The sequence below is a fragment of the Glutamicibacter sp. St.4D3 genome, from assembly GCF_059728615.1.
Map to the genome: position 1 here is coordinate 94,923 of NZ_AP039380.1, position 18,154 is coordinate 113,076.

The 18,154-nt window shown below is 55.8% G+C and carries 3 protein-coding genes and 6 rRNA genes; 7 read left to right on the forward strand and 2 right to left on the reverse strand.

The window, feature by feature from the left end; translation table 11 throughout:
- Nucleotides 1–252 precede the first annotated feature (252 nt).
- The 3 genes from AC6I21_RS00465 (at nucleotide 253) to rrf (AC6I21_RS00475) (ending at nucleotide 5,787) form a co-directional block, all read left to right on the forward strand.
- Nucleotides 253–1,789: ribosomal RNA gene (locus AC6I21_RS00465) — 16S ribosomal RNA — on the forward strand.
- Nucleotides 1,790–2,342: 553 nt separating this feature from the next.
- Nucleotides 2,343–5,483, forward strand: a 23S ribosomal RNA gene (locus AC6I21_RS00470).
- Nucleotides 5,484–5,670: 187 nt separating this feature from the next.
- Nucleotides 5,671–5,787 (forward strand): 5S ribosomal RNA (rrf, locus tag AC6I21_RS00475).
- The 16S, 23S and 5S rRNA genes sit together here, the layout of an rRNA operon.
- A gap of 574 nt (nucleotides 5,788–6,361) precedes the next feature.
- On the opposite strand, the gene AC6I21_RS00480 is transcribed toward rrf (AC6I21_RS00475), so the two are convergent.
- Together AC6I21_RS00480 and AC6I21_RS00485 are read right to left on the reverse strand one after the other, a co-directional pair.
- Nucleotides 6,362–7,561, reverse strand: coding sequence for an IS1249 family transposase (locus tag AC6I21_RS00480; RefSeq protein WP_497762869.1), 1,200 nt, complete (start codon nucleotides 7,559–7,561; stop codon nucleotides 6,362–6,364).
- A gap of 1,303 nt (nucleotides 7,562–8,864) precedes the next feature.
- Complete coding sequence (locus AC6I21_RS00485) at nucleotides 8,865–9,299, reverse strand: MepB family protein (RefSeq protein WP_497762870.1); 435 nt, start codon at nucleotides 9,297–9,299, stop codon at nucleotides 8,865–8,867.
- Between the two features lie 1,118 nt (nucleotides 9,300–10,417).
- On the opposite strand from AC6I21_RS00485, the gene AC6I21_RS00490 reads away from it, so the two are divergent.
- From AC6I21_RS00490 to AC6I21_RS00505, 4 genes are all read left to right on the forward strand, one after another.
- Nucleotides 10,418–11,954 (forward strand): 16S ribosomal RNA (locus tag AC6I21_RS00490).
- Nucleotides 11,955–12,509: 555 nt separating this feature from the next.
- Nucleotides 12,510–15,650: ribosomal RNA gene (locus tag AC6I21_RS00495) — 23S ribosomal RNA — on the forward strand.
- A 185-nt stretch (nucleotides 15,651–15,835) separates the two neighbouring features.
- A 5S ribosomal RNA gene (rrf, locus tag AC6I21_RS00500) occupies nucleotides 15,836–15,952 on the forward strand.
- 158 nt (nucleotides 15,953–16,110) lie between these two features.
- On the forward strand, nucleotides 16,111–18,075 hold the full coding sequence (locus tag AC6I21_RS00505) for a M13 family metallopeptidase (RefSeq protein WP_497762871.1): 1,965 nt from the start codon (nucleotides 16,111–16,113) through the stop codon (nucleotides 18,073–18,075).
- The last annotated feature ends 79 nt before the right edge of the window (nucleotides 18,076–18,154 follow it).

An 18,154-nucleotide genomic window follows, 5' to 3' on the forward strand; every position in this document is an offset into this window, starting at 1 on the left:
AAGGTTGGAAAGTTGCTCCGGAGCGAAGCGGCCAGCCAGATGATGGTGGTTCGTGGTGTCGGAAGCGCTTGTTGTTTGAGAACTCAATAGTGTGCCAAGTTTGTTGATACCAAATTATTTTTGTTTGGTGAATACGAAACATTTATTTGCTTGATCGCCCGCACCCCCGTGTGTGGTGGTTGAGTGTTTTTTATTCGCCGGGATTGCATCATTGGCCGCCGTGTGGTGGTTGGTGGTGTGCTTTTCTTGTTTTTTATGGAGAGTTTGATCCTGGCTCAGGATGAACGCTGGCGGCGTGCTTAACACATGCAAGTCGAACGATGATGCTGGTGCTTGCACTGGTGGATTAGTGGCGAACGGGTGAGTAACACGTGAGTAACCTGCCCCTGACTTCGGGATAAGCCCGGGAAACTGGGTCTAATACCGGATATGACTTCCTGCTGCATGGCAGGGGGTGGAAAGATTTATCGGTTGGGGATGGACTCGCGGCCTATCAGCTTGTTGGTGAGGTAATGGCTCACCAAGGCGACGACGGGTAGCCGGCCTGAGAGGGTGACCGGCCACACTGGGACTGAGACACGGCCCAGACTCCTACGGGAGGCAGCAGTGGGGAATATTGCACAATGGGCGAAAGCCTGATGCAGCGACGCCGCGTGAGGGATGACGGCCTTCGGGTTGTAAACCTCTTTCAGTAGGGAAGAAGCCCCTTTTGGGGGTGACGGTACTTGCAGAAGAAGCGCCGGCTAACTACGTGCCAGCAGCCGCGGTAATACGTAGGGCGCAAGCGTTATCCGGAATTATTGGGCGTAAAGAGCTCGTAGGCGGTTTGTCGCGTCTGCCGTGAAAGTCCGAGGCTCAACCTCGGATCTGCGGTGGGTACGGGCAGACTAGAGTGATGTAGGGGAGACTGGAATTCCTGGTGTAGCGGTGAAATGCGCAGATATCAGGAGGAACACCGATGGCGAAGGCAGGTCTCTGGGCATTTACTGACGCTGAGGAGCGAAAGCATGGGGAGCGAACAGGATTAGATACCCTGGTAGTCCATGCCGTAAACGTTGGGCACTAGGTGTGGGGGACATTCCACGTTTTCCGCGCCGTAGCTAACGCATTAAGTGCCCCGCCTGGGGAGTACGGCCGCAAGGCTAAAACTCAAAGGAATTGACGGGGGCCCGCACAAGCGGCGGAGCATGCGGATTAATTCGATGCAACGCGAAGAACCTTACCAAGGCTTGACATGTTCCAGACCGGGCCAGAGATGGTCTTTCCCCTTTTGGGGCTGGTTCACAGGTGGTGCATGGTTGTCGTCAGCTCGTGTCGTGAGATGTTGGGTTAAGTCCCGCAACGAGCGCAACCCTCGTTCCATGTTGCCAGCGGGTTATGCCGGGGACTCATGGGAGACTGCCGGGGTCAACTCGGAGGAAGGTGGGGATGACGTCAAATCATCATGCCCCTTATGTCTTGGGCTTCACGCATGCTACAATGGCCGGTACAATGGGTTGCGATACTGTGAGGTGGAGCTAATCCCTAAAAGCCGGTCTCAGTTCGGATTGGGGTCTGCAACTCGACCCCATGAAGTCGGAGTCGCTAGTAATCGCAGATCAGCAACGCTGCGGTGAATACGTTCCCGGGCCTTGTACACACCGCCCGTCAAGTCACGAAAGTTGGTAACACCCGAAGCCGATGGCCTAACCACCTTGTGTGGGGGGAGTCGTCGAAGGTGGGACTGGCGATTGGGACTAAGTCGTAACAAGGTAGCCGTACCGGAAGGTGCGGCTGGATCACCTCCTTTCTAAGGAGCTAACCATTATTGGTTGCCCGTTGCCGCCACGAGTGTTGGTGGGCGGGTTGCTCATGGGTGGAATATCAATGAACTATCGGTCGTGGTCCGTGCACTGTTTGGTGTGGGGGTTGTGGTCGGGTTTGGTGCTGTGGGTGGTGCTGCTGGTGAGTACGCCGTGGGTTTCCTTTGTGGGGGCTTGTGGTTGGAAGGCTGGTGGTGGTGCTTGTGGTGCTGGGTTGTGGCGCACTGTTGGGTTTTGAGGCAACAAGCATGCTGTGCCTGCCGTTGGGTGGGTGTGGTGTTCTTGGTGTTTCGGTTGAAAGACCATGTTTGTTTTCCTGTGTCCTTGGCACGCGTGCCCCTTGTGTGGGTGTGTGGTGTGGGGGTGTGGGGTTGTTGTTTGGGAACTGTATAGTGAACGCGAGCATCTTGAAATGACAGGTGCCTGCCGCATTTTGTGTGTGTGGGTGTTTGTTGTTTTGTGATTTTGTTGATTGTTTTGTTGCTCATGTATTTGAGGTTTTCTGTGCTGTCGTTTGTCTGTGATGGATGGATGATTGTGTTGAAAGTTTTTAAGGGCGCACGGTGGATGCCTTGGCATCAGGAGCCGATGAAGGACGTGGGAATCTGCGATAAGCCTGGTGGAGTCGATAACCGGACGTTGAGGCCAGGATTTCCGAATGGGGAAACCCGGCACCATGTTATGTGGTGTGACCCGTGGCTGAATGTATAGGCCATGTGGGGGGAACGCGGGGAAGTGAAACATCTCAGTACCCGCAGGAAAAGAAAACAATAGTGATTCCGTTAGTAGTGGCGAGCGAACGCGGATGGGGCTAAACCGGTAGGTGTGTGATAGCGGATAGGCGTTGCATCTTCGGGGTTGTGGGGTCCATGTGTGCCAGTTCTATTCGGCTGGCGGGATGAGGTGCAGGCGTATAGGTGAATCGGTTGGAATGCCGGACCAGAGAGGGTGATAGTCCCGTAGTCGTCATGCGTGCTGCCGTCCTAGTGTGGGTGCCCGAGTAGCACGGGGCTCGAGGAATCCCGTGTGAATCTGCCAGGACCACCTGGTAAGCCTGAATACTACCTGATGACCGATAGTGAATCAGTACCGTGAGGGAATGGTGAAAAGTACCCCGGGAGGGGAGTGAAATAGTACCTGAAACCGTGTGCTTACAAACCGTTAGAGCAGGGCTTTGTGTTCTGTGATGGCGTGCCTTTTGAAGAATGAGCCTGCGAGTTAGTGCTGTGTCGCGAGGTTAACCCGTGTGGGGTAGTCGTAGCGAAAGCGAGTCTGAATAGGGCGTTTGAGTGGCACGGTCTAGACCCGAAGCGAAGTGATCTACCCATGGCCAGGTTGAAGCGCGTGTAAGAGCGTGTGGAGGACCGAACCCACTTCAGTTGAAAATGGAGGGGATGAGCTGTGGGTAGGGGTGAAAGGCCAATCAAACTTCGTGATAGCTGGTTCTCCCCGAAATGCATTTAGGTGCAGCGTTGCGTGTTTCTTACTGGAGGTAGAGCTACTGGATAGGCGATGGGCCCTACAAGGTTACTGACCTTAGCCAAACTCCGAATGCCGGTAAGTCAGAGCGCAGCAGTGAGACTGTGGGGGATAAGCTTCATAGTCGAGAGGGAAACAGCCCAGAACGCCAACTAAGGCCCCTAAGCGTGTGCTAAGTGGAAAAGGATGTGGAGTTGCTGTGACAACCAGGAGGTTGGCTTAGAAGCAGCCACCCTTGAAAGAGTGCGTAATAGCTCACTGGTCAAGTGATTCCGCGCCGATAATGTAGCGGGGCTCAAGCACACCGCCGAAGTTGCGTCATTCAAACATGTCATTGGCTTTTGTGGTCCAGTGGTTTGGATGGGTAGGGGAGCGTCGTGTGGCCGGTGAAGTCGCGGTGGAAACCAGCGGTGGAGGCTACGCGAGTGAGAATGCAGGCATGAGTAGCGAATGACGGGTGAGAAACCCGTCCGCCGAATGATCAAGGGTTCCAGGGTCAAGTTAATCTGCCCTGGGTTAGTCGGGACCTAAGGCGAGGCCGACAGGCGTAGTCGATGGACAACGGGTTGATATTCCCGTACCGGCGAAGGACCGCCCATACTGAGCATCTGATGCTAACCACCTGCCGCCATGACGTGCTGCCCCCTTTGGGGGGTGGTTGTTGTGGTTGGTGGCTGGGAACCGAGGGTGTGAGGTCAGCGTGTTAACAGGTGTGACGCAGGAAGGTAGCCGAGCCAGGCAATGGAATTGACCTGGTCCAAGGGTGTAGGGTGTTTCGTTGGCAAATCCGCGGAACGTGTGCCTGAGACCTGATAGGCGCCCACTTTGGTGGGTGATTCGGTGATCCTATGCTGCCTAGAAAAGCATCGGCGTGAGGTCCCAGTCCGCCCGTACCCTAAACCGACACAGGTGATCTGGTAGAGAATACCGAGGCGATCGAGAGAATCATGGTTAAGGAACTCGGCAAAATGCCCCCGTAACTTCGGAAGAAGGGGGGCCTGCCTCGTGAGGGAAACTTGCTTTCCTGAGCGGGTGTGGGCCGCAGAGACCAGGGGGAAGCGACTGTTTACTAAAAACACAGGTCCGTGCGAAGTCGCAAGACGATGTATACGGACTGACTCCTGCCCGGTGCTGGAAGGTTAAGAGGACCTGTTAGACCCTTTTGGGGTCGAAGCGGAGAATTTAAGCCCCAGTAAACGGCGGTGGTAACTATAACCATCCTAAGGTAGCGAAATTCCTTGTCGGGTAAGTTCCGACCTGCACGAATGGAGTAACGACTTCCCCGCTGTCTCAACCATGAACTCGGCGAAATTGCAGTACGAGTAAAGATGCTCGTTACGCGCAGCAGGACGGAAAGACCCCGAGACCTTTACTATAGTTTGGTATTGGTGTTCGGTGCAGCTTGTGTAGGATAGGTGGGAGACTGTGAAGCCTGGACGCTAGTTCGGGTGGAGTCATCGTTGAAATACCACTCTGGCTGTACCGGTCACCTAACTTCGGACCATGATCTGGTTCAGGGACAGTGCCTGATGGGTAGTTTAACTGGGGCGGTTGCCTCCTAAAGAGTAACGGAGGCGCCCAAAGGTTCCCTCAGCCTGGTTGGCAATCAGGTGTTGAGTGTAAGTGCACAAGGGAGCTTGACTGTGAGAGTGACAGCTCGAGCAGGGACGAAAGTCGGGACTAGTGATCCGGCGGCACCGTGTGGAAGGGCCGTCGCTCAACGGATAAAAGGTACCTCGGGGATAACAGGCTGATCTTGCCCAAGAGTCCATATCGACGGCATGGTTTGGCACCTCGATGTCGGCTCGTCGCATCCTGGGGCTGGAGTAGGTCCCAAGGGTTGGGCTGTTCGCCCATTAAAGCGGTACGCGAGCTGGGTTTAGAACGTCGTGAGACAGTTCGGTCCCTATCCGCTGCGCGCGTTGGAAATTTGAGAAGGGCTGTCCTTAGTACGAGAGGACCGGGACGGACGAACCTCTGGTGTGTCAGTTGTACTGCCAAGTGCATCGCTGATTAGCTACGTTTGGAAGGGATAACCGCTGAAAGCATCTAAGCGGGAAGCCTGCTTCGAGATGAGATTTCCATGCACTTTTTGTGTGAGAGGCCCCCAGCTAGACCACTGGGTTGATAGGCAGGATGTGGAAGCAAGGACTAAAGACTTGTGTAGCTGACCTGTACTAATAGGCCGATGACTTATCAACACACAACAAAACCACCCCCCTTTTGTGTGGGGTGTTCGGCAAAGAGTGTTGCTCGCGTTCACTATACGGTTACGAAACAACAACCACACCACCCCGGGCCCCTTTGTTGGTGGGGTGTGGGGGTTGGCAGGTGTTGTTCATGGATGGTTTTGCAGCCGGCACCAGGTGTGTGGTTGTTTCACTGCTGTTACGGCGGTCATAGCGTGGGGGAAACGCCCGGTCCCATACCGAACCCGGAAGCTAAGGCCCACTGCGCCGATGGTACTGCACTCGTGAGGGTGTGGGAGAGTAGGACACCGCCGGACTTAACTTGATGAAGGGTTTGAGGCTCCAACCAGTGATGGTTGGAGCCTCACCTGTTTAAGCCCAAATGTTCTCGTGCTAATCGGTAGCCCTGATCCGGCACTCGGGAAACCGCGCGTCGGCCCAGAGCTGCTGGCTTCTTATCTTCGTACTCTGCTATTGGACTTCAAAGACTTTTTCGACATGGTCTGGTTGTACTCGTCGCGTTCGTGGTTACGGTGAGATACCCCTCTCCAGCGGAATATGGTTCTTTTCTTGCCGTGGAATAGGTGGCAAGCACCCGTGTTTCTGTCCGTTGGGGTCTATGAATAGACGTCCGTGGAAAATCGTGATCAGTTTGCCACTCATCGGTACCGGCTGGGACACGCGGCTTCAAGACAGCCGGTCGTCGGGGTCGCTACCTCCTTGCTCTTGCTGCGCACACCGGAAGACTCTGGGGCTCGAGCATTGCTTCACGGTTGATCTGGAAGATTTGTATGTTGCAGCAACCGGTCGACCGCGGAAGTGGGGGCTATAGGCAATAAAGTGTGTCTGGCCCGGGCGTGTTCCAAGGCCAGACACCTTCAAGACCAGTGACTAGTAGCTGTTTCGAATCCAGCCTCTTCTGATGAACTGTCCATCTTCGGTACTAGCGCCGGTGCCATAAAGCTCCGGGCCGATTGGCTCGTCATCTGACACTTGCTCAGCTGCCTTCTTTGCTTCTGGAGAGAAGTGCTCCGGCCGTAAAAGCTCTCCCAACGCAGGGCGATTCGCCTCATCGGTGTGCGTCCAGCAGAACCACTCGCATGCTCGTCTTCGATGCTCGACCGGCATCCCGCGATGATGAAAGATCATGGCTCGGATCCCGGAGTTCACCGCGCCTTCAATCATGTTCGTCGTCGCGTTGATCCCCAGACCTTTTAGGTCCTTGTTCAAGTACGTGAACAAGTGACCGCGCTGCATTGCTTTCCTCATGGACTCGTAGGCGCTTCGTAGCCGTTCATGGGTGTACCACCACTTCCGGGTGCCATGAACACCTTGCGGTCTGGCACCGGGCCAGTCAGCAGCGTAGGTCTTCTCATTGATCAGGTTCTGGTTCTCTGCATGCCAGGCAGCGAAAGCGGCCATCCATTCTGTCGCGGCTTCCTGCGTCTGGATTTTCGTGAGTTTCAAGCTTAGACGCCGCAGCGATTTACCAGCCTGCAACCGAGGATTCATCGTCAGGTAGGTGCGAACGTTGCGCTGGATATGGACCAAGCAGCGTTGGATCTTCACATTAGGCCAGAGCTTTTTCAACGCTTTCATCAGTCCTGATCCGCCATCAGTCAGCACGACTTTCGGCTCGGGAAAATGCTCCAACAAAGCGATCCATGCCACGGCTTTTTCACGGTCGCACCACTGCCATCCGATAACGCTTCCGTTAGCGATAGCGATCAGCAGGCACCAGCCTGGACGGATATAGATACCGTCGACTTGGACTTCATTGAAAACTTCACCAGTTCGCGGTAAATAGGGTTCGACGTTCCAGCACCAAGCGGTCTGGTAGCGGAAAGTCCGGCCAGTGCCTCCGCCGAATTCGGCTTGAGAAAGCTTGCTCATGAGCCAACCGACGAAGCCAGTGAGTTGGTTGCGAGCTGTGGTGTCAGCTCGCTGGAAAGTGGTGCTCGAATTGCAGTTCTTGCATCGCCAGCGTTGGGTTCCTTTGGATGTCGTGCCGTTCTTTTTCATGGGTGAATGGCAGATAATACAAGTATGGGATTGTCCAGTAAGCTTCACACTTATGGATTGAATACCCATGTGAACCTTGATCCTGTCCCGGCTTTCCGGGGCAGGACCAGGTTTTCAGACACACTTTATTGCCTATAGGCCGGAAGTGGTCAGTGTGCTGGGCATCAACTTGGGCCGCTACCGAGTACAGGTCCGAGGGCACCTGCACCGCTTGTTTCCCATGGGCGGCTGCACCACCTTGTACAACAGCACTCTCGTCTATTGGGATGGCGACATAAGCCAGCTTGCATTTAACGCACCCCTTCCCTTGTACGACCTTGCCGAGTGTCTTGCTGGCCGTGATACCAGGCCGGCGCAAACGCATGCAGATGGCCGTCGGTTCCGGCAACAGGCATCGAAGGAGTAGAGGAGCTTACGTTCCCTCGTTCTGGACTGCCTCCTTCGAGCCGCCGGCGGATAGTGCTTCCCCATGCTGCCAACGCCAGCTTCTTCCATGAGTTGCCTCGAATGACGAGTTTGAGGGCACGATCGAGCCCTGCCATGAAAGTGTCAGCGCTGTGCCATTCGACCGGGATCTGACGAACTCGTGGTTGGCTGTACGATCCCCCTACCGATCCACCGTGGGCTTGGCAGCTCTAGCATGCTCGGCGAATTTGCCTTTGTCCCCAGGCGCGCAACGAGATCACGGCATCGGCGCCGACGCCTTCATCGTCATTGAGTGGTATTACCGACTCGCTCAGGTTGGGTGGCCGACCATCTGCTCCTGGCCGGCACTATGGAACTGCACTTGCGCGTTGGGCACACCTTGAAGCTGACGAGAGCCAATGGTCGGCTTTCCCTGGGGAATGCTGCTCGAGCGTCGCTCAGTTAGCGCTTTGACCTGATGAAGGACGCTTGTGCGAGTGAAGCCAAGAGATGAGCCATCGAAGATGCCACTCTGGTCGTGAACCCATGTTCGGCGAAATGCATTCTCATGGTAGAGGAGGCGTACTTCCCGCAGCAGAACCGGCTTCAGGCCCGGTTCTGAATGCTCACAGCTACATATTGGGTTGCGTGGTCGACAGACGATCGCAACCTGCATGGCGAAATCATGTGGAACCTGAGCATACAAGGCTGGAGAACTGTCTGGCGTGGATGGTTGAGGTGCCATGTACTTCACTATTTGGGGACCAGATAGCAGCATTAGGTGGCGCTGGCGCGAGCAAGACTTCTCGACCCAAGCCTCGGTCAGAGACTACGGACACCGCAGGTCCAAGGAGAGCTCTACCCACACAGCCAACCATTTGGCTCTCAGGGTCGAGTGCCTTGCTAATCCTAACTTGGTGTATCGCGAAGGCACTCCGCTATGCGACGTCCAACGCGAGCTGTTAATTTATCCCGGGCGGTGGCACAGCAGGGCAACGAACGCTCCCGCCTGTGCTGTCTCGCTCTGAGTTGTTTGGGTATTGATCCCACAACAGGGGTATGCCCGGGATCCTCGTTTGCCTGGCGTTCTGCCTGTAGCAAGGACACCCAGTTCTGATGCATGCTCCGAACAGAGGGTGAAGGCACCGAACCGAACACCGTACTCCGCGAGGATGAGTACGCCTACATCATTCCAATCACTACAAAATGGCTGCACAGCCCCAGGCCGGCTGCGATGCCAAAGGGGGCAACGAACGCGTCCGACATCGATGCTGGCAACGGCCGCTTCGTAGTGAGCTGGTTGAACTGCAACGCCGATCGACGAGACAACTCGTCCGGTGAGCAAGCACTGCCGCTCTAAGGTTGTAAAGGACAACGAGCTTCCTCCTGAACGAAGGAGCACCGCTCTCGAGTGGGGCGAAGTCTTCTGGGCGGGTCGTTCGGTCTAGCGGTGGTGGCGAGAGCCTCGCAGGCAGTCTCTGGAAGGAGACGCTCCGGGTTCCGCTCCGAGGCCAGCACAGCTATCAATCTCTAAATGGGACGGGCACCAGTTCCAGCGACACATCAACTCCGACAGGGCATGGGGATGCTGTCTGTTGGAGCCGCTGCCTCCTGCAGAGTCGAAAACTCTGCAGATCATTGAGCTGAGCCTTGTATCTGCAGCTCCGGTCCCGAACAGGTCTTAGGCTATCGCCCAAGGTCAATGGCGATTGCACCTGAGAGCTATGTGCGGCTTGCGGGTACTGAAGCAGCTGTCAAAGGCGATCGCGGCCCTCGCGTGATGACCTGCCGGGAATCAGCATCGGAGTTTGCGGTTGCGCGAAGTTCGGCAGTGAGGAAACCTGCCCTGCTTTAGATCGAACCCGCTTTGTTAGAACCCTCTACATTGGCGGAGACATGCTGAAAGTCCCCCTTTACCTGGTATCTGGGCGCAGTCACGAATGAGGACGCAGGCAAAATTCTGAAGCATTAAATGGGGGGAATCCTTAAATACCGGTTCTATTGATCAACGAGCAGCGAGGATTTTTGATGTGGCCACGCTCACCACACAAAAACAGGTCCTCGATTTGCGGAGGCCTAAAAACCTGTGTATAGTTTTTCCTTGTCGCCGAGAAGCGGACCGGAGAAAACCGGTACCAAATCAAGGCGAGAAGCCCGGAAAATCAACGATTTTCCACAGGTCACTGTGGACAGGCGAAGATTCAACGGGAAAGTGAAAACTGATTCAAATCACAAAGAATGGATTTGACTTTCAGGAATTCGCTGGGATAAAATAATTACAGAGCGCCGGACGAGATCACGGGTCGAAATGATGTCGATGATGAACCGGTAAGCGCTTGTTGTTTGAGAACTCAATAGTGTGCCAAGTTTGTTGATACCAAATTATTTTTGTTTGGTGAATACGAAACATTTATTTGCTTGATCGCCCGCACCCCCGTGTGTGGTGGTTGAGTGTTTTTTATTCGCCGGGATTGCATCATTGACTGCCGTGTGGTGGTTGGTGGTGTGCTTTTCTTGTTTTTTATGGAGAGTTTGATCCTGGCTCAGGATGAACGCTGGCGGCGTGCTTAACACATGCAAGTCGAACGATGATGCTGGTGCTTGCACTGGTGGATTAGTGGCGAACGGGTGAGTAACACGTGAGTAACCTGCCCCTGACTTCGGGATAAGCCCGGGAAACTGGGTCTAATACCGGATATGACTTCCTGCTGCATGGCAGGGGGTGGAAAGATTTATCGGTTGGGGATGGACTCGCGGCCTATCAGCTTGTTGGTGAGGTAATGGCTCACCAAGGCGACGACGGGTAGCCGGCCTGAGAGGGTGACCGGCCACACTGGGACTGAGACACGGCCCAGACTCCTACGGGAGGCAGCAGTGGGGAATATTGCACAATGGGCGAAAGCCTGATGCAGCGACGCCGCGTGAGGGATGACGGCCTTCGGGTTGTAAACCTCTTTCAGTAGGGAAGAAGCCCCTTTTGGGGGTGACGGTACTTGCAGAAGAAGCGCCGGCTAACTACGTGCCAGCAGCCGCGGTAATACGTAGGGCGCAAGCGTTATCCGGAATTATTGGGCGTAAAGAGCTCGTAGGCGGTTTGTCGCGTCTGCCGTGAAAGTCCGAGGCTCAACCTCGGATCTGCGGTGGGTACGGGCAGACTAGAGTGATGTAGGGGAGACTGGAATTCCTGGTGTAGCGGTGAAATGCGCAGATATCAGGAGGAACACCGATGGCGAAGGCAGGTCTCTGGGCATTTACTGACGCTGAGGAGCGAAAGCATGGGGAGCGAACAGGATTAGATACCCTGGTAGTCCATGCCGTAAACGTTGGGCACTAGGTGTGGGGGACATTCCACGTTTTCCGCGCCGTAGCTAACGCATTAAGTGCCCCGCCTGGGGAGTACGGCCGCAAGGCTAAAACTCAAAGGAATTGACGGGGGCCCGCACAAGCGGCGGAGCATGCGGATTAATTCGATGCAACGCGAAGAACCTTACCAAGGCTTGACATGTTCCAGACCGGGCCAGAGATGGTCTTTCCCCTTTTGGGGCTGGTTCACAGGTGGTGCATGGTTGTCGTCAGCTCGTGTCGTGAGATGTTGGGTTAAGTCCCGCAACGAGCGCAACCCTCGTTCCATGTTGCCAGCGGGTTATGCCGGGGACTCATGGGAGACTGCCGGGGTCAACTCGGAGGAAGGTGGGGATGACGTCAAATCATCATGCCCCTTATGTCTTGGGCTTCACGCATGCTACAATGGCCGGTACAATGGGTTGCGATACTGTGAGGTGGAGCTAATCCCTAAAAGCCGGTCTCAGTTCGGATTGGGGTCTGCAACTCGACCCCATGAAGTCGGAGTCGCTAGTAATCGCAGATCAGCAACGCTGCGGTGAATACGTTCCCGGGCCTTGTACACACCGCCCGTCAAGTCACGAAAGTTGGTAACACCCGAAGCCGATGGCCTAACCACCTTGTGTGGGGGGAGTCGTCGAAGGTGGGACTGGCGATTGGGACTAAGTCGTAACAAGGTAGCCGTACCGGAAGGTGCGGCTGGATCACCTCCTTTCTAAGGAGCTAACCATTATTGGTTGCCCGTTGCCGCCACGAGTGTTGGTGGGCGGGTTGCTCATGGGTGGAATATCAATGAACTATCGGTCGTGGTCCGTGCACTTTTTGGGTGTGGGGGTTGTGGTCGGGTTTGGTGCTGTGGGTGGTGCTGCTGGTGAGTACGCCGTGGGTTTCCGTTGTGGGGGCTTGTGGTTGGAAGGCTGGTGGTGGTGCTTGTGGTGCTGGGTTGTGGCGCACTGTTGGGTTTTGAGGCAACAAGCATGCTGTGCCTGCCGTTGTGGTGGGTGTGGTGTTCTTGGTGTTTCGGTTGAAAGACCATGTTTGTTTTCCTGTGTCCTTGGCACGCGTGCCCCTTGTGTGGGTGTGTGGTGTGGGGGTGTGGGGTTGTTGTTTGGGAACTGTATAGTGAACGCGAGCATCTTGAAATGACAGGTGCCTGCCGCTTTTTGTGTGTGTGGGTGTTTGTTGTTTTGTGATTTTGTTGATTGTTTTGTTGCTCATGTATTTGAGGTTTTCTGTGCTGTCGTTTGTCTGTGATGGATGGATGATTGTGTTGAAAGTTTTTAAGGGCGCACGGTGGATGCCTTGGCATCAGGAGCCGATGAAGGACGTGGGAATCTGCGATAAGCCTGGTGGAGTCGATAACCGGACGTTGAGGCCAGGATTTCCGAATGGGGAAACCCGGCACCATGTTATGTGGTGTGACCCGTGGCTGAATGTATAGGCCATGTGGGGGGAACGCGGGGAAGTGAAACATCTCAGTACCCGCAGGAAAAGAAAACAATAGTGATTCCGTTAGTAGTGGCGAGCGAACGCGGATGGGGCTAAACCGGTAGGTGTGTGATAGCGGATAGGCGTTGCATCTTCGGGGTTGTGGGGTCCATATGTGCCAGTTCTATTCGGCTGGCGGGATGAGGTGCAGGCGTATAGGTGAATCGGTTGGAATGCCGGACCAGAGAGGGTGATAGTCCCGTAGTCGTCATGCGTGCTGCCGTCCTAGTGTGGGTGCCCGAGTAGCACGGGGCTCGAGGAATCCCGTGTGAATCTGCCAGGACCACCTGGTAAGCCTGAATACTACCTGATGACCGATAGTGAATCAGTACCGTGAGGGAATGGTGAAAAGTACCCCGGGAGGGGAGTGAAATAGTACCTGAAACCGTGTGCTTACAAACCGTTAGAGCAGGGCTTTGTGTTCTGTGATGGCGTGCCTTTTGAAGAATGAGCCTGCGAGTTAGTGCTGTGTCGCGAGGTTAACCCGTGTGGGGTAGTCGTAGCGAAAGCGAGTCTGAATAGGGCGTTTGAGTGGCACGGTCTAGACCCGAAGCGAAGTGATCTACCCATGGCCAGGTTGAAGCGCGTGTAAGAGCGTGTGGAGGACCGAACCCACTTCAGTTGAAAATGGAGGGGATGAGCTGTGGGTAGGGGTGAAAGGCCAATCAAACTTCGTGATAGCTGGTTCTCCCCGAAATGCATTTAGGTGCAGCGTTGCGTGTTTCTTACTGGAGGTAGAGCTACTGGATAGGCGATGGGCCCTACAAGGTTACTGACCTTAGCCAAACTCCGAATGCCGGTAAGTTAGAGCGCAGCAGTGAGACTGTGGGGGATAAGCTTCATAGTCGAGAGGGAAACAGCCCAGAACGCCAACTAAGGCCCCTAAGCGTGTGCTAAGTGGAAAAGGATGTGGAGTTGCTGTGACAACCAGGAGGTTGGCTTAGAAGCAGCCACCCTTGAAAGAGTGCGTAATAGCTCACTGGTCAAGTGATTCCGCGCCGATAATGTAGCGGGGCTCAAGCACACCGCCGAAGTTGCGTCATTCAAACATGTCATTGGCTTTTGTGGTCCAGTGGTTTGGATGGGTAGGGGAGCGTCGTGTGGCCGGTGAAGTCGCGGTGGAAACCAGCGGTGGAGGCTACGCGAGTGAGAATGCAGGCATGAGTAGCGAATGACGGGTGAGAAACCCGTCCGCCGAATGATCAAGGGTTCCAGGGTCAAGTTAATCTGCCCTGGGTTAGTCGGGACCTAAGGCGAGGCCGACAGGCGTAGTCGATGGACAACGGGTTGATATTCCCGTACCGGCGAAGGACCGCCCATACTGAGCATCTGATGCTAACCACCTGCCGCCATGACGTGCTGCCCCCTTTGGGGGGTGGTTGTTGTGGTTGGTGGCTGGGAACCGAGGGTGTGAGGTCAGCGTGTTAACAGGTGTGACGCAGGAAGGTAGCCGAGCCAGGCAATGGAATTGACCTGGTCCAAGGGTGTAGGGTGTTTCGTTGGCAAATCCGCGGAACGTGTGCCTGAGACCTGATAGGCGCCCACTTTGGTGGGTGATTCGGTGATCCTATGCTGCCTAGAAAAGCATCGGCGTGAGGTCCCAGTCCGCCCGTACCCTAAACCGACACAGGTGATCTGGTAGAGAATACCGAGGCGATCGAGAGAATCATGGTTAAGGAACTCGGCAAAATGCCCCCGTAACTTCGGAAGAAGGGGGGCCTGCCTCGTGAGGGAAACTTGCTTTCCTGAGCGGGTGTGGGCCGCAGAGACCAGGGGGAAGCGACTGTTTACTAAAAACACAGGTCCGTGCGAAGTCGCAAGACGATGTATACGGACTGACTCCTGCCCGGTGCTGGAAGGTTAAGAGGACCTGTTAGACCCTTTTGGGGTCGAAGCGGAGAATTTAAGCCCCAGTAAACGGCGGTGGTAACTATAACCATCCTAAGGTAGCGAAATTCCTTGTCGGGTAAGTTCCGACCTGCACGAATGGAGTAACGACTTCCCCGCTGTCTCAACCATGAACTCGGCGAAATTGCAGTACGAGTAAAGATGCTCGTTACGCGCAGCAGGACGGAAAGACCCCGAGACCTTTACTATAGTTTGGTATTGGTGTTCGGTGCAGCTTGTGTAGGATAGGTGGGAGACTGTGAAGCCTGGACGCTAGTTCGGGTGGAGTCATCGTTGAAATACCACTCTGGCTGTACCGGTCACCTAACTTCGGACCATGATCTGGTTCAGGGACAGTGCCTGATGGGTAGTTTAACTGGGGCGGTTGCCTCCTAAAGAGTAACGGAGGCGCCCAAAGGTTCCCTCAGCCTGGTTGGCAATCAGGTGTTGAGTGTAAGTGCACAAGGGAGCTTGACTGTGAGAGTGACAGCTCGAGCAGGGACGAAAGTCGGGACTAGTGATCCGGCGGCACCGTGTGGAAGGGCCGTCGCTCAACGGATAAAAGGTACCTCGGGGATAACAGGCTGATCTTGCCCAAGAGTCCATATCGACGGCATGGTTTGGCACCTCGATGTCGGCTCGTCGCATCCTGGGGCTGGAGTAGGTCCCAAGGGTTGGGCTGTTCGCCCATTAAAGCGGTACGCGAGCTGGGTTTAGAACGTCGTGAGACAGTTCGGTCCCTATCCGCTGCGCGCGTTGGAAATTTGAGAAGGGCTGTCCTTAGTACGAGAGGACCGGGACGGACGAACCTCTGGTGTGTCAGTTGTACTGCCAAGTGCATCGCTGATTAGCTACGTTTGGAAGGGATAACCGCTGAAAGCATCTAAGCGGGAAGCCTGCTTCGAGATGAGATTTCCATGCACTTTTTGTGTGAGAGGCCCCCAGCTAGACCACTGGGTTGATAGGCAGGATGTGGAAGCAAGGACTAAAGACTTGTGTAGCTGACCTGTACTAATAGGCCGATGACTTATCAACACACAACAAAACCACCCCCTCGCTGGGGTGTTCGGCAAAGAGTGTTGCTCGCGTTCACTATACGGTTACGAAACAACAACCACACCACCCCAGGCCCCCCCTTGTTGGTGGGGTGTGGGGGTTGGCAGGTGTTGTTCATGGATGGTTTTGCAGCCGGCACCAGGTGTGTGGTTGTTTCACTGCTGTTACGGCGGTCATAGCGTGGGGGAAACGCCCGGTCCCATACCGAACCCGGAAGCTAAGGCCCACTGCGCCGATGGTACTGCACTCGTGAGGGTGTGGGAGAGTAGGACACCGCCGGACTTAACTTGATGAAGGGTTTGAGGCTCCAACCAGTGATGGTTGGAGCCTCACCTGTTTAAGCCGTTGGCGCACGGGGCAACATCTTTTGCCCCCAGCGGCGCTCAGCTGACTACAGTACAGAGGTAGAAACAGTCAGGTTTGGACAGGGGAGCATTTAGTTGAGCGCGAAGGCATTGAAATACCGCGACGAATCCATTCGGCCGCAGGACGATCTATACCGCAACGCGAATGGCAAGTGGTTTGCCTCGGCGAGCATCCCCAGCGACCAGGGTCTGTACGGCTCGTTCATGGAACTGCGTGACGAGGCGGAAGCTGCGGTCCATGCGATCATCGAAGATGCCGTCGAAGCCGTGAAATCCGGCACCGAGCAGGCTCCGGATAAAGTACGCATTGCCCACCTGTATGGCAGCTTCATGAATGAGGAAGCCATCGAGGCCAAGGGGATCGAGCCGGTTCGCGGCTATCTGGAGGATATCCAACGGGTTTCCACTGCCGAAGAGCTCATTGAGCTATCCGGAGGCTTCTACCGCAAGGGCATCAGTAGCTTCCTGCAGGCCGGCGCCATGAATGACGCCGGTAATCCCGAGCGCAATCTGCTGACCTTCCTGCAAGGTGGACTGGGCCTACCGGATGAGTCTTACTACCGTGAAGAGCAGTTCGCCTCGACCGTCAGCGACTACCAGGAGCACCTGGCACGCCTGTTGGATCTCGGTGAAGTGGCGGATCCGTCGAAGGCCGCCGAAGACGTCGTGGCGTTGGAGAAAGTCATTGCCTCCCACCATTGGGATCGCGTCAAGGTCCGCGATGCCCAAGCCCGGTACAACCTGATGAGCGATGAAGAACTGCTCCAGATTTTCCCAGGGATGCGCTACTGGCTCCAAGGCGCGGGAATTGAACCGAAGTACTATGCCGAGGTTGTGCTGTGGCAGCCCAGCTTCTTCGAAGCGCTGGGCCAGACGCTGGAGGAAGAACCCCTCGAGCGTTGGAAGGCCTGGCTCACCGTCCAGGTGCTGCGCTCCTTCGCACCCTACCTTTCCAGCCCCTTCGTCAACGAAAACTTCGCGTTCTACGCCGCGAAGCTGGGCGGAGTGGAAACCCTGAAGGAGCGCTGGAAGCGTGGGGTCAGCTTCACTGAAAGCGCCGTCGGTGAGGACCTGGGACAACTCTACGTGGCCAAGCACTTCCCGCCGGAGGCGAAGGACGCCATGGACCACCTGGTGGAGCGGCTGATCGAGGCCTACCGGGACTCGATCACCACCCTGCCGTGGATGGGGGAGGAGACAATCGAGAAGGCGCTCGAAAAGTTGTCCATGTTCCGTCCCAAGATCGGCTACCCCAACGAGTGGATCGACTACTCGAGCATCACCACGGACCCGCAGGACGTGATCGCGAACCTGGCGGCCGCCAACGAGTTCGAGTTCAAGCGTGAACTGCAGAAGATTGATGACGGGGTGGATCGGGAGCTGTGGTTCATGTACCCGCAGACCGTGAATGCCTACTACCATCCGCTGTTGAACGAAATCGCCTTCCCCGCCGCGATCCTTCGCCTGCCTTTCTTTGACGTCGATCGCGACCTCGCCTCGAACTTCGGGGCGATCGGCGCGGTCATTGGCCACGAGATCGGACACGGCTTTGATGATCAGGGTTCGCAGTACGACGGCAGCGGGCAGCTGAAGAACTGGTGGACAGCGGAAGACCGGGAAGCTTTCGAAAAGCTGACCACGAAACTGGTTGACCAATACGATGCCCTCAGTCCAAGCGAAGCCCCGGACCATCAGGTTAACGGCAAGCTCACCCTGGGGGAGAACATCGGCGACCTGGGTGGCTTGGGCATCGCGTACAAGGCCTACAAGCTTGAGCTGGCCGCCCGCGGCATCGAGCAGGACCAGGTGATTGACGGGGTCAGCGGGGACCAGCGGTTCTTCTACGCCTGGGCCGAATGCTGGCGCACGCTGATTCGCCCGGAAACCGCAGTTGTTCGAGTGACCACCGACCCGCATGCGCCGGGCGAATTCCGCTGCAACCAAGTGCCAAAGAACCTGGATGCTTTCCACGAGGCCTTCGGCACCCAGCCCGGTGACGGGATGTGGCTGGATCCGGCCGAACGCGTCGAGATCTGGTAGCCGGAAGAAAGGCGGGCGCGACGTGCGCCCGCCTTTTGGCTGTTGTGGCCAACCTCAGGTGAGAGTCCAGTCATGAAGC